10 protein-coding genes are annotated in these 13,960 nt (G+C 57.5%); 5 read left to right on the top strand and 5 right to left on the bottom strand.

Annotated features, from left to right (window positions below):
* Positions 1 to 12 precede the first annotated feature (12 nt).
* The 5 genes from OKW26_RS18095 to OKW26_RS18075 all read right to left on the bottom strand — a co-directional run bounded on the left by OKW26_RS18095 (position 13) and on the right by OKW26_RS18075 (position 4,642).
* Complete coding sequence (locus OKW26_RS18095) at positions 13 to 1,017, bottom strand: tyrosine-type recombinase/integrase (protein WP_429354624.1); 1,005 nt, start codon at positions 1,015 to 1,017, stop codon at positions 13 to 15.
* Positions 1,014 to 1,955: a tyrosine-type recombinase/integrase gene (locus OKW26_RS18090; protein ID WP_429354623.1), complete on the bottom strand. Its 942-nt coding sequence runs from the start codon at positions 1,953 to 1,955 to the stop codon at positions 1,014 to 1,016. The genes OKW26_RS18095 and OKW26_RS18090 overlap by 4 nt, the downstream gene beginning before the upstream one ends.
* Positions 1,952 to 2,917 carry a tyrosine-type recombinase/integrase gene (locus OKW26_RS18085; RefSeq protein ID WP_429354622.1) on the bottom strand — a complete coding sequence of 322 codons (966 nt, stop codon included), beginning with the start codon at positions 2,915 to 2,917 and terminating at the stop codon, positions 1,952 to 1,954. The genes OKW26_RS18090 and OKW26_RS18085 overlap by 4 nt, the downstream gene beginning before the upstream one ends.
* 500 nt (positions 2,918 to 3,417) lie before the next feature.
* Entirely contained in the window at positions 3,418 to 3,792 is a 375-nt protein-coding gene (locus OKW26_RS18080) for an SDR family NAD(P)-dependent oxidoreductase (protein WP_429354621.1), read from the bottom strand.
* A 103-nt stretch (positions 3,793 to 3,895) separates the two neighbouring features.
* Complete coding sequence (locus tag OKW26_RS18075; RefSeq protein ID WP_429354620.1) at positions 3,896 to 4,642, bottom strand: TetR/AcrR family transcriptional regulator; 747 nt, start codon at positions 4,640 to 4,642, stop codon at positions 3,896 to 3,898.
* Between the two features lie 1,005 nt (positions 4,643 to 5,647).
* Between OKW26_RS18075 and OKW26_RS18070 the strand changes: the two genes are divergently transcribed.
* The 5 genes from OKW26_RS18070 (at position 5,648) to OKW26_RS18050 (ending at position 13,955) form a co-directional block, all read left to right on the top strand.
* Complete coding sequence (locus tag OKW26_RS18070) at positions 5,648 to 7,090, top strand: APC family permease (protein WP_429354619.1); 1,443 nt, start codon at positions 5,648 to 5,650, stop codon at positions 7,088 to 7,090.
* A complete protein-coding gene (locus OKW26_RS18065; RefSeq protein ID WP_429354618.1) occupies positions 7,080 to 7,820 on the top strand; it encodes a response regulator transcription factor in 741 nt (246 codons plus the stop codon). Before OKW26_RS18070 ends, OKW26_RS18065 begins: the two co-directional genes overlap by 11 nt.
* Positions 7,821 to 8,273: 453 nt before the next feature.
* Entirely contained in the window at positions 8,274 to 9,635 is a 1,362-nt protein-coding gene (locus OKW26_RS18060) for a DUF1329 domain-containing protein (RefSeq protein ID WP_187638457.1), read from the top strand.
* A 73-nt stretch (positions 9,636 to 9,708) separates the two neighbouring features.
* On the top strand, positions 9,709 to 11,532 hold the full coding sequence (locus OKW26_RS18055) for a DUF1302 domain-containing protein (RefSeq protein WP_429354617.1): 1,824 nt from the start codon (positions 9,709 to 9,711) through the stop codon (positions 11,530 to 11,532).
* Between the two features lie 62 nt (positions 11,533 to 11,594).
* Positions 11,595 to 13,955 carry an efflux RND transporter permease subunit gene (locus OKW26_RS18050; protein ID WP_429354616.1) on the top strand — a complete coding sequence of 787 codons (2,361 nt, stop codon included), beginning with the start codon at positions 11,595 to 11,597 and terminating at the stop codon, positions 13,953 to 13,955.
* The last annotated feature ends 5 nt before the right edge of the window (positions 13,956 to 13,960 follow it).

Here is a 13,960-nt window from a genome sequence, read left to right as displayed (position 1 = left end):
CAGTGCGCATAATCAGAGGGTTTCGAGGAATGCCATGATCTTGTCGGTTGCATGAAAACGCGGCGTCCGCTGTCCAGCGGGCCGCAGGCGGCCTAACGCTTCTTCCTTGTGTGCAAGATTGGACTCCATGTAGATGTGCGTCGTGTCGATGCTTTCATGGCCCAGCCACAATGCGATGACGCTGATGTCGACGCCAGCTTGTAACAGATGCGTCGCCGTCGCGTGCCTTATGACGTGAGGCGAGATGTGCTTTTTTGACAGACTCGGACAGGCATGCACCGCGCCGGCAATCGCCTTCTTCAGGATGCAATCGACGCCATTGCGGGTCAGATGTTCGCCGCGGTAGTTGGTGAACAACAGCGACGTCGGCACCGCATCACGCTCGCGCATCCATTTCCTGATCGCATCAGACGTCCTGGCCCAGAGTGGCACACATCGCTCCTTCCGCCCTTTGCCGTGCAGATGCACGAAGCTGCTGCGACTGCCGAGTTCCACCTGGCTGCACGCCATTGTCGTAATCTCCGCAACTCGTGCACCGGTGTTATACATCGTCAGCAGCATCGCGTGATCACGTCGTCCGCACGGGGTCGAGAGGTCAGGAGCACCAAGAATCGCTTGAATTTCGGGGCGCGACAACCCGCAGATCAGACGACGATCGGCACGTTTGGTCGGGATCGCCAGCACGGACGTGGCCAGGCCGGCAAAATCCGGCCTAGATATGGCAACCCAGCGAAAGAACGAGCGAACGGCCGCCAATCTGGCGTTGCGAGATCGGACCGTATTGTTGCGCTCCATTTCAAGGCTGTCGAGGAAGGCCAGAATAACCGAGGGACTGAGGTGAGTGAGATTGAGTGCCACCGGTTCGATATGCATCTTCTCGGCAACGAACCGAAGCAGCAGGCGAAACGCATCGCGGTAACTCCAGAGCGTTTGGGGACTGACGTTTCGGTGCGTCATCAGATGCTTGACGAAGAATTCCTGGAGCAGTGGCCCAACAAGGGCATCGGTGCGCTTCATGATTGATCTCCCACGCCAGCAAATGCGGCGAAACGGTTCGATGCACTGCCCAGTAGCCCGGGAGTCGACGAGACGTACCAGTAGCTCTCTTTGGGGCTGACGTGACCGAGATAGACGGAGAGAGTCGGAGCCAGTTCTGCTGCCGACGCCCCGTCTTCATACCATCGCGTTAGCCGATGAACAGCGAACGAATGACGGAGAGAATGTAAGGTCGGTCCTCGTCCATCCGGCAAATGCAATCCGAGTTTCCCTGTTGCACACGAAAACCACCGCCAAAGCGAGTTCTGGTCGAGGGGTTGTCCGAAATCTGTGACGAAGAACATGGTTGCCCGCCTTGCGTGACACTTATGCTCGCGCCGCTCGGCGTACTGCTTCAGATGAGCCGCGGTCGTCGGGTGCAAGGGCACGATGCGTGACTTCTTGAATTTCGTTTCACGAATGACGACATGGGGTGGCTCATCCCGCAGGTGCACGTCGGTATCCTTGAGGTGTAATGCTTCGCTGACGCGTAGCCCAGAACTCGCAAGCAGCCCCAGCACCCCGACATAGGCATCGGCGCGCAAGCCGCCTCGCGGTCGCGCCGTCGCTGCTGCGTGCAGGATCGATTGCAATTGTTCTACGCTCAGGATGTACGGGGGATTGCGACGCGGGGATGGCAGCAGATGGTTGTCGGGAACTGAGGTTGCCGGATCGACAGCCTTTACGAAGCGCAGAAATCCACGCAGCGCACTGAGGATAGCGGACTGGGTTGGCGGTGCACGGCGAACCCGCGTGACCCATTCGAGTACGTCGTTGGTCTTGATCGATTCGCCAGGATGCTCGATGGCATAGTCTTGAACGAAACGTGCGAGGATTCCGCGATGGGTCTGCCGGTAACCCAGCAATTCGCGGTGTTCGACGTAGCGGCTCAGCAGTTCCTGAAGTTCCTCACCGCTCATGATCTGTCTCCCGGCCACGGCATGGCGATGCGCGACAGCGAAGGCAAGTCGAGCTTCGCATAGATGGCGGTAGACTGAAGAGACTGATGGCCGAGCACATCGGCGATGTTCTTGAAGCTCGTGCCGCCTGTCAGCATGGTTGTTGCCGCGGCATGGCGTAAGAGATGTGCCGCACCGCGTGCCGGCGCGATATCTGCACGATTCAAGGCGCGCCGGACGATCTTGGAAATTGCGCCCGAGTCGCTGAATGGTCGCGCCGGCGCTACCGCTTGCAGGAAGATCGTCCTGTACGACGATGAAGGACGCTCCCGTTTGATGTATGCGAGCAATGCGCGTCCGACGTCGCGGAAGAGCGGCAGGTCGCGATCACGGCGATTCTTGGCTCCACGGATATGAATGATGCCGCTGGCCCAGTCCACGTCATCCAGACTGAGGTGCACGACTTCAGCGGCCCGCATCCCGGTCCTCGCGAGCAGCAGCATGATCGCCGTGTTCCGCAGCGGCTGAAACGTAGCAGCGTCGGCCACGCATCTGACGAGCCGATCCACATCGTCGCTCGACAGGCTCGCTGGAAGCGTCGCATGACGCCATCGCCGGATTCGAGGCAGCGTTTCCTCGAGACCGGGCGGCACCAGCCCCCTGACCACGAGAAAACGCAGCATCGCGCGCAGCGCGACGATCGGCGAGTTCGATGGTCGACGCCTCTTGCTTGAGCGTTCGTGACGCACGTATGTGCGGAGATCTTCGATTGACAGATCTTGCCAATTCGGCGGACTGTCGCCACACCACCCGTCCAGGAAGCGTTGGACGAATCGACCGTACTTCCTCCGGGTGCCCTCCGCGAGGCCCTTGACGGCGCCGAGATATGCGTCAAATTCGCTCAGAAATTGAGCTGCGGTCTTGTTTGAAGGAAAGAGCGTTGCGGGGCATTCCTTGCCGCGCAACGGTTCCGACTGCGTCATCATCTTCTCCTTGCCGGCCACCATGGTCGGTAGGAAAAGTTCAGGACATTATGCGAACCATTGCCAACAACTCGTCTCGCGCAATCCCGCCTGAATACGGCGGTGTCGCCATCGTCTACATGGTGCTTCGCCTAATCTCCCGGTGTGGGTAATCGTGTGATTTTCGCCAAAGTGCCATCAAGCAGCTGATTCGAAAGAAAAATGAGTGTCATCTCGCCACTTCCTGCCGTCGCGCCCGAAAGGTACGGCTACTTCTGGCCCCTTGGAAAACAAGCCCAGGGGGCGGTACACGCTGGACTTCTTGCACAGTCCGGACAGCGGACAGCGCAAAGCGGATAGATGAAATCTACTTACGGATTGGTCATCACTCTGCGAGCAAAACAGAAGGGGCTTGCCGCATGGCATGACGAAGCGTCTGCGTTGACATACCCTTGCCGCGTCGGGCACGGCTGCGAGACTCGCGAACGAACTCACGACGACGATCGCGCCGCAGCTGTCGATCAGCATCGGCGGCGCTTCACGCATGATGAGGAACGCGAGGGCGAGATTGACGCGGCACGTGCTGCGCCGCAGTCGTCGCCTGGTCGCCGAGCGCGGCGACGCCTAGGCCGGCGGCTTTGGGCTATCGCGGCGTCGAGCCGGTTGTGACGCTGCAAGATCCGCCCGAGCGCCGAGCGGACCTGCACCGCGTCGGCTGCATCGGCGACTACTGCGATGGCGCCAGTCACAGTCGCCATCACCTCGAGCGGCGCCTCGCGCCGGCCGAGCATGTAGACGTGCGCGCCTTCGCTGCGCATAGGTGCTGCCGTGGCCGCGCCGGTTGCGGTTCCAGCGCTTGTGACGAGCGCGACGCGACCGTCGAAGCGCGGCCTCATTTACGGCACCGTCGTCGTTACAAAGGTCGCCGAAGAACTCCGGTTTATTCCGTCCCTCGAAAGTAGCCTTGTGACGAGGTTAGCTGGCAACCGCCGCGAAGCGTCAAGGCCTTATTGGTCGGGCCTTTTGAACATTGCTGCGCGCACTCTCCGCCCGAGCGAGAGCCAGAATAGCTCGGACCGCCTCGTCCTCGATTCCTCTAACATCAGAGGGAAAGCGGTTCCTCTGGGGAATCAAGATGAGCAGGCCTTCAATTTGGCAGGTTATTAGCGCTGCGCGGCACGAAAGCTCCGATGGCAGCAAGTCCGGGTTTACGGCTTCGACGAAGGTACGAATCATCCGTCGTTGTACAGCGTAAGCCTCGTCCATAATCTCGCGGGCAAAATCCTGGGTTTGGGCGAGCGCCCACATGTTGATGAACAGGCTCTGCGTGCGAGGTTGTTTGTCGTCCTCGATAAGCAGTCGGACAATCTTTTCCAATCGTTCCTCGGCGGTGAGCGAGGTATCCTGGCTAATGCTGTCGTTCGTTTCAGCGTATTCTGTTATCGTCTGCCTCATGAGTGCGGCGAACAAAGCCTCCCGGGTTGGAAAGTAGTGTTGCAAGTTGGAGAGGGCTATGCCCGCGTTCAATGCAACCTTCCGCATAGTTAGTCCGCCATAACCCTCCGCGATGAAAATATCGGTCGCGCATTTCAAGATGCGCACTACGGCATTGCGCCCCCGCTCGGTCAATGCTCGTTTTCCGTTTTCGGCACCCGAGTCAATGCGCGCCCGTGCTTGAGTCACTGTATCGAATGGCGCTCGTCGCGTCTGTAACGGACCCTCGCCAGGAAACGTTTTGTTGGCCATGGTTTAATTGCGGCACACTCAAATAGGTTTGTTGCCGACTAGTTGGTCTCAAAAACCCATTGTCGGTCATGCGACCGCGTCTGTGCAAGACCCACTCCATGGCGTCAGGCTCATCGCGGGCTGTTCCAGGCGTGGCGGGTATATGCACCAGTTGCCATCATCGTGACGGAAGAAAAACATGGCTACTGGCCCTGCTGGCTTCGATGCCTCAATGCATACATACCGCTCCCGGGTTGACCGCCTGTTTCTGAACTTCGCAACCTTGACGCGTTCGCCCTCGTAGGGGGCGAGCCAGTGGTCGACCATCTGACGCAATGACTTTCCGGTGCTAGCCATGAACTTCTCCTTCGCTCTTCACTGTACTTCCGCAGCGGCCTGACGCCGATTGACGCCGTCTGGCCGGCACGCCGTCACTCCTTCCTGCAGTGTCTTCGCGGCGCCACATCGGTTCGAATGCATATCATCGGAAAAGCGACTACTCGTTCGCAGCATCCACTCCAGCACGAGCCGCCCATCCGCCAAATTAGTATATGTCACATGACCTAGTTTGCAAAGCAGACCGGCTATAAGGAGGTGCAAAACGGGCAGTCTGGCCGCTCTCATGCGCTTCCCCCAATCGCCTCCGCAGAGAGGAACGAAACCCGGAACGGCCCTCCCATTGCTTGCGCAGCCGATGGGGGAGCCGGATGCAGTGCGCTCGGCTAGGTGCTTCCACTTACTTGCTGTTGGTTTATTGCCGGGCTATAAAAGGTAACTAGGTCGGATGACATGATTTAGGGCGGTGCAGTTGAGACATCATCGATGGCATCTGTGTCGTCGTTGAACCGGCCCATTGTGTTTCTGGCGTACTACGCTGTCTATCGGACCGCCGCTGAAGGAGCGATCCAGAAGTAGAGGCCAACCGGAACCATGGCTGTGTCGCGTATTTCGGCCAAAGAACCGTCTTGCATTCACAGATACGCATTCCGAAAGTCAAGACTAATAGGGATGTAGAAGAGGAACGCTATGAAGACTGAGGCTGGCGAGGAGCATGCGCTGCGCAAGGACGCACTGGGATTGACGTCGATCGTGTTTTTAGTGATTGCAACAAATGGCCCGTTGACGGCCCTCGTCGGTGCGGTGCCGGTGAGCATTGCTATGGGCAATGGTGCGGGTGTCCCTGGCTCGTTCATTATTGCCGGAGCCGTCTATCTGCTTTTCAGTGTCGGCTACGCCGCAATGAGCCGTCATGTCAGGAACGCGGGTGCCTTTTACGCCTATATCGCTGCGGGTCTAGGCAGACCGGCGGGGGTAGGCGGCGCGTTCCTCGCTTTGCTCGCATACAACGCTATTCAGCTCGCCTGTTACGCGATGGTGGGGTTCTTTCTGAGTCAATGGCTTCATGACCATGTAGGCGCAGCCGTGCCATGGTGGCTCAGTGCGGCCGGTACAGCGCTCGTGGTCCACTATTTTGGCTATCGCAATGTAGAGTTCAGCGGGCGATTTTTGTGCCTCCTGATGCTGTGCGAGATCGCCATCATCCTGATCTTTGATGCTGCGGTAGTGCTGAATGGCGGCGGCCCGAAGGGTTTTCCGCTTGCGTCGTTTGCTCCGTCCACCGTGTTGACCAGCGGTTTTGGGCCTTCGTTGGTGTTTGTCGTCGGCTCGTACATGGGCTTTGAGACCACCGCTATCTATTCGGAAGAGGCGAAGAATCCTCTAAAGACGATTCCGAGAGCTACCTACGCTGCGATCACGTTGATCATGGTCCTCTACGCAGTTTCGGTCTGGATGATCATCGCCGCATATGGTCCCGAAGCCGCGCTGGTTCAAGCTGAAAAAGATCCCGGCAATATGTGGTTCGCGATGACGTCCAGACTGGTCGGGGCGTGGGCTGCTGACGCGATGGGCATGCTGATGATAACGAGTCTTCTCGCGGCCCTCATCAGTTTTCATAACACGATCTCGCGATATTTCTTTTCACTGGCGCGTGAGGGCATTATCTGGAGCGGGTTGGCGACGACCCATGCCGTGCAGCAGACGCCTTTCGTGGCGAGCATCGTACAGACCGTAAGCGGGCTGGTTTTTATCGTTGCCTGCGGTCTTGGCGGAGTTGATCCATTGCAGGGGCTCTTGCCGTGGTCGAGCGTCGTGGCATCCGTCGGCATCGTCGCTGTGCAGGGCTTCGCCTCGTTATCCGTCGTGGGTTTCTTCTGGAAGAACGGGCGTGGTGTTTCCCTTTGGCAGCGTACCATTGCCCCGGCGATGGCATCCGTCGGGCTGTTCCTGTGCCTGTGGCAAATCATGGTCCATGTGGACTTGCTGAGCGGCAGCAAATCGATTTGGTCGGAACTGGTGCCGTGGGCGACGCTTGGCGTGGGAGCCGCTGGTGCGGGCTTCGCCGTCTGGCTCAGAAGTGCACGCCCGACCCTGTATAACAGACTTGGACGACTGCTAAATGAAGTGTGATCAGAACTTGGAGTGTCGCCCCACGGATCGCTTTCGCTCGGAACGTCCCCTGGTCGGTGCGCGTTTTGTCGACGAGACGATGGAGTTTGTGGCAACGATGACGCGTGTCCGAGCGCTGGCGTTCTACGTCGTCGAGGAACGGACGGAAAGCTGCAAATTTCGCCGCCTGGATGTCCCGGAAGCATTTCATCGCGAATACAAGGCTGGCATGTGCGAGTTCGACCCTTTCGAATATCATCGGCTGCAGAGTGAGACGGCTCGTGCTGCGTTGTTGAGTGAGACCGTCGCACAAATCACTACGCCAGAAAATCAGCACTACGTACGTTTTTTGAAGGCACACGGTTTCGAAGACGTCGTTGAGACTGCCTTCCGGAGCGACACGCGACTTCTTGGAGGGATCAGTCTGTTGCTCGGTCGCGACCAGGACTGCTCGCAGGTTGCCGCCGTTGTGGACTCAATGCACCAGTATATTGAGTACAACCTGCGCGGTTTCACTGGGCGGAGCAGGTCGGAATTGCGACAGGACTTGTCCAAGGAGTTTGCACTGTCTCGCCGGGAACTCGACGTCGTAGAGCTCCTGATATCAGGCCAGACAAACTGTAGCATCGCCGATTCGCTTCACATCAGTGTTGCGACCGTGAAATCGCATGTTCTCAAGATATACGAGAAAGTGGGCGTGCCGAATCGCGCCAGCCTCGTATCGATGATCGCAGAGTACGAAGGGCATTGATCTCAGTGCCAGGACGCCTGGGTGTGCCGGCAGATATTCTGCCGACACACCCAGGCTGTTTTTATCCTCGAGAATATGAAATAGGGAGCACTGGCTGCTGGGCCGGGCTTATGCAGCCCAGGTTGGCCTCGGGAAACTAAGCACGCGACGAACGCGACAGTTATGTGGCAACAATTGTAGCCATTAGCGATTCGTCAGTTAATAAGTACAACTAACCGAGCGCCAGCGTGGCGCCGGCGACTTCATTTTCTACTGCGACGCATACCGCACACGCCCAAAGTGATCAATGGCCCATATCGGGGTTATCCATAGGACCAGGAGTTCGTCAAATCATCCCTTCGGTTGATCGCGGCGACAATTTAGGCTGCTGAGAATTGCCTCAACTGGTCATGAATCAACGGGTCGCCCGATTGTCATGCCCAGCATCAAGTTTCTCTTGGATAGGGGTCGGCGATGCACTTCTATATCAAACCCGCGCTGGCAATCGTATGCAGCGCTGTCATTGTGGCGGCTTGGGCGCAGGGTGCCGGAAGCCAGACCGTAACCGGGGCGGAACGGGGGGCCAGCAAGGATGGCCAGATCCCTGTTTATGGGGGCGTTCAGGCAACGCCGACGGGCTGGTCGCCGGGCAAACCGCGGGGCGACTACTCGCCGTACAAGTCGGAAAAGCCACTGTTCTCAATCACGGCTGACAACGTTGCGCAGTATGCAGACAAGCTGTCGCCGGGGCAGCTCGCTCTGTTCAAGCAGATCAAGGGCTACCGCATGGAGGTCTACCCAACGCATCGCGACTGCGGATACCCCGACTGGGTTCAGGACAACATCAAAAAGAATGCTGGTGAGGCAAAGCTCGATGCGAGCGGTAATCATCTTCAAAATGCCGTACTGCCAGGAGTGCCTTTTCCGGCGGCAAAGACCGGCCAGCAGGCAATCTGGAATTACCTGACGCGTTATCGAGGTGTGGGCATCCAGTGGAACAAACTTAATACGCTTGTTTCGCCGCGCCCCGGAAGCTCCGACTGGATCGATGTGGTCAGCCACCAGACCCTGTACTTCCCTTGGGGCAAGAAGGGGTCAAATGCGGTGCAGGCCGATGGAGCGCTGTTCTCGATCTACTTCGCCTACGAGTCGCCAGCCGCACTCGCGGGGCAGGGTCTCGTGCAGACTTTCAATTTTGCCAACAATGAAGCTCCGACCTACTACTACTTCTCCGGACAGCGCCGTGTGCGCCGTATGCCGTCATACGACTACGACGCCCCGCAAATCGGGTTCGAAAATCAGTACACGGTTGACGAACCATGGCTCTTTAACGGTGATATCGACCGTTTCGACTGGAAGCTCGCAGGAAAGAAAGAGATGTACGTCCCGTACAACGACTTTGGGATGTATGACTTCAAGAAGAGTGTGGGTGATGTGTACAAGCAGGACTCGGTCGACCCGTCGGCCCGCCGCTATGAGTTGCATCGCGTGTACGTCCTCGAGGCCGTGCTCAAGCCGAATATGCGGCACGTGTCGCAGAAGAAGGTCGTTTACCTTGACGAAGATACCTATCTGGCGCTCGCGGGGGAAGACTATGACGGACAGGGCAAGCTTTGGAAGGCAAAGGAAGGCTATCCCATTCCCGTCTGGGAGTTGGGTGGAACGTGCGATGTCGAACCTTTCGTCCAGTACAACGTGACGTCTGGACGATATGTCGCCGATCAGGGTGTCATCGGTGCGGGAAGTGACGTGCGTTACGTCGAGCAGTCGACCGATCCAAAGTTCAGTTCCGATTTCTACACAGCAGAGAACCTGCGGTCTATTAGCGAACGGTAGGCCGCAAGCGTTGAGATGAGCGTGCGCCTGACAGACGCACGCCCTCCGCAAAAACCACAAATGGGGATCAGGGATGAAAAGGGTAGGGGTAGGCGCGTCAATATCACTGGCGATGCTCGGTACAGTAACGGGTAATGCGTACGGCTACGACTTTACTACCGGTTTTGGGGACCTTACGGGTTCGTGGGTAACCAACCTGACCGCCGGTGCTGCCATTCGTACAAAAAGTCCAAGCTGTTCGCTGACGGGCGATCCGAATGCGTACGGGTGCGGTGCTGCAGCCAACGTTGATCAATGGTCTTTTGGTGACAATGGCAACCTGAACTACCGGAAGGGCCAGCCATTCAGCACGTATATCAGCGCCACGAGCGAGTTGTTGCTGACGATGCCGAGCGAAGGCTACAAGTTCATGGTCCGTGGCACGGGAATGTACGACTTCATCGTACATGATACTGCGCGGACACCTCTATCGAGCACCGCATTGGCACAGGTCGAATATCCGGTACGCCTGCTTGACCTTTGGGTCGAAAAGGATTTCACAGTTGGTGGCCAAGCTGCCCACGTGCGCTTCGGTAATCAGGTGATTAACTGGGGCGAGAGCTATTTTGCACAAGGTGGCATCAACGCCACCAATGCTGTCGACATCCAGACGTTGCTGATACCTGGCGCGCAGATCAAGCAGGCGCTGATACCGGCTCCGATGTTGAGCTTTGCGACCGGGCTTGGACATGGATTCAGTACGGAAGGCTATTATCAGTTCCAGTGGAACGGAAACCGCTATCCTCCGGTCGGCTCGTATTGGTCTGTCGCCGATAACTTCGGACGTGGCGCGGAGCCGGCCACCGTTAATTCGAACAATTTTAACGTCGGGGGGCTCGATGCTGGTACGATCGCCGGGCCGCAGAGCGGAAACTCGACAACCCTTGCCGGGATCAATCAGGGGCTGGTTAACGGGCAGTTCGCGGGTCCGCCCTACAACTCGATCGGCATTCCCGTATCGACAGTGTTACCGACCAACACCAGGCCGCAGTTCGGTGTGAAGCTTGGCTACAAGCCGAAGAGCATTGACGTTAACTTTGGCTTTTACTACGAAAACTACACCGACAAGTCACCGGTACTTTCGACGCTGGCAAATGGTTCCAGCCAGTGGTCGTACCTTCACAGTCGCCAGCTTTTCGGCGTGAGCGCAAATTTTGCGCTCGGAGATTGGGCAATCGGCACCGAGCTGTCGTACCGCCCCCACGATGCTGTGGCACTTTCCGGCTGCTTCGGGGCGAACGGACCGCTCGATGCCAATACCAACGCTGTGAGCGGTGCTAATTGCGCGCAATGGGCCGACAGGAAGAAGCTTCAATATGACATCAACGGCCAGCTCAGTCTTACGCAAAGCGAGTATCCGTTCCTCAAGCTGATTCATGCCGACATGGCGGTGCTGACGGCTGAACTGACCTGGATCTATTACCCGGGTCTGAGCTCGAGCGGCGTGACGAGCACGATCAATGGCCAGAGCGTGACTCAGGTGCCGGCGGCCGGCTACTTCGCATGGCTGAATAACGGTTCGAGCCTTGGCTATCCGATCATCGCGGCACAGGGTACGGCGAGTTCAATCGGCGCGACCGTCGACTTCAACTGGACCTATGACGGCACGTTGATTCGTGGTTGGCAGGTGACTCCAGGCATCACATTCTCCGATGCTCTCTACGGTTATACGCCTACGTTTACCGCCAACTACATGCAGGGGGCGAAGTCAGTCAACGTCTACGTTCTGTTTAACCAGAACCCTGCCGTCTGGCAGGCTGGCATTAACTACACAGCCTTCTTCGGAGGACACAATACAGTGGGCCAACCATTTGCGGATCGCAATTTTGTCGGCGTGTTCGCCACTCGCAACTTCTGACATGTAGGGATTGTAATACGACGCGCCGTTGTGCGCGCCGCGAACTTTGAAGGGAAGATTCCGTGCTGAATCGTATCGTCCTCCGCCTTGAGCATTTCTTTTTCGGACATCGTGCAATCGTCATGCTGACGATTGCCCTGTTTACCACTGCGATGGCTTTCTTTGCGGCCCAACTGCGTATGGAGGCTGGTTTTGAGAAACAGATGCCGGTCGGTCATGAGTACATCCAGACTTTCCAGAAGTACCGCAAGGACCTTTTCGGAGCAAACCGCATTACGGTTGTCGTGCGCGCCCGGACTGGTTCTATCTGGACTCGAGAAGGATTGACCCGCCTATATCGTGTCACGCAGGCGGTCACCTTTTTGCCGAACGTCGACCGGCAGGGGGTGCTGTCGCTGTGGACACCGAACGCATTTGTCAACGAGATCGCCGAAGACGGGTTTCGTGCCAATCCGGTCATCGATGGTACGGTCACGCCGGATCAGTTGACCCCGGCGGTCGTGGCCAGGATTCGCCAGTCGGCAACCGGCGGCGGGTATATCGGCACACTTGTTTCGCATAACGAAGACAGCGCGATGATTACCGCCGAGCTGAACGAGCGAGATAGCGCGGGCAGGACTCTCGACTATGTCGAATTTAACCATCTGCTCGATACACGTATTCGTAAGCCATTCGAAGATGCTGGGTATGAGATACAGATCATCGGCTTCGCGAAGCAGATTGGCGACATTGCCGATGGTGCAAAAGCGGTCCTGAGCTTCTGCGGCATCGCGCTGTTATTGACGGCACTCGCAGTGTACTGGTATAGCCACTCGATACGGTTCACTGTCCTGCCCATCATCTGCTCGTTGACTTCTCTTGTGTGGCAATTCGGTACGCTCAGACTCCTCGGCTTCGGGCTGGATCCGCTCGCCGTCCTTGTGCCGTTTCTGGTGTTTGCGATCGGTGTCTCGCATGGCATACAACAGGTGAACTACATCGTGCGAGAACTCTCGCACGGGCGCGGAACCATGGAAGCGGCCCGCAGCAGTTTCAGCGGACTGCTGATTCCCGGCACGTTGGCATTGGTCACCGCATTTGTCTCATTTGTTACGCTTTTGCTGATCCCGATTCCAATGGTGCGCGAACTCGCAATTACGGCATCGCTCGGCGTCGGCTACAAAATCGTGACGAATCTCGTGATGCTCCCAGTGGCCGCATCATTTTTCAATTTCACTAAGGCATATGCTGACCGGGCACTCGACAAACGGGAGCGACGATCGGCCTGGTTGCGGAAGCTCGCGAAGGTAGCCGAGCCGCGCAATGCCTGGTTAGTCGTGGGTGTCACGGTGGCTGTCTTTGCACTGGCTGTATGGCAAAGCCGGGACCGGGTGATCGGTACGCTCCAGCCCGGCGCGCCGGAGCTTCGGGCGGATGCCCGTTTTAATCGCGACGCGGTATCGATTGCAAGCAATTACGATGTCGGACTCGACTGGTTGACCGTCGTTTTCGAGTCGTCGGGTTCAGCCTGCGATAACCCGGCCGTCGGACTGTTCGAAGATGACTTCGCTTCGACGATGAAGAGCGAGCCGGGCGTGGTCTCTGTCCAGTCCTATCCGGCAATGCTGCGGGCCTACAACGAGGGCTACAACGAGGGATATCCAAAGATGAACGTGGTGCCGATCGATCCGGGAAACTACGGCGGGCTATCCGCTGAAATTGGCAGGATCAAAGGATATATGAATAAAGATTGCAGCATGAGCGCCGTGCACCTTTTTTTGACGGACCATAAGGCGGCGACACTCAACCGCCTGCTCGAAGACGTCAAGCAGTACCGGACTACGCATGAAATGAAAGATGTCCGAATCCGTCTGGCGGCAGGAAACGCCGGTGTTATTGCGGCGACCAACGACGAAGTTCAGAAAAGCGAGCTGCCGATGATGTTATATGTCTACGCTGCCATATTGATCCTGGTATTTCTGGCTTATCGCGACGTGCGTGCGATCGTGGCCTGCTGTGTGCCTTTGACGGTGGCCACATTTATTGGTTACTGGTTCATGAAGGTACTGCAGATCGGTCTGACTGTCGCGACGCTGCCGGTCATGGTGCTGGCAGTGGGCATCGGGGTCGACTATGCCTTCTATATCTACAACCGTCTCCAACTGCACATGGCCAACGGCCAATCTATCGTGAAAGCAGTCGAGCACGCGATGCTCGAGGTTGGTGTCGCCACCATATTCACCGCAATTACGTTGGCGATCGGCGTCGCGACCTGGAGCTTTTCGGCACTCAAATTCCAGGCAGACATGGGCAAACTGCTGGCCTTCATGTTCATTGTCAATCTGGTGATGGCGATGACGGCATTGCCGGCGCTTGCTGTCGTTCTGGAGAGGCTGTTCCCCCGTCGCACGCCGGTGAGAGCGCCCGGCGTTCTCAATCACTGATTCGA

The sequence above is a fragment of the Paraburkholderia sp. 32 genome (genome assembly GCF_050435345.1).
Classification (GTDB): Bacteria; Pseudomonadota; Gammaproteobacteria; order Burkholderiales; family Burkholderiaceae; genus Paraburkholderia; species Paraburkholderia tuberum.
The sequence above is the reverse complement of the archived record's forward strand: the minus strand, read 5'-3'. Positions and strand labels throughout refer to the sequence as shown.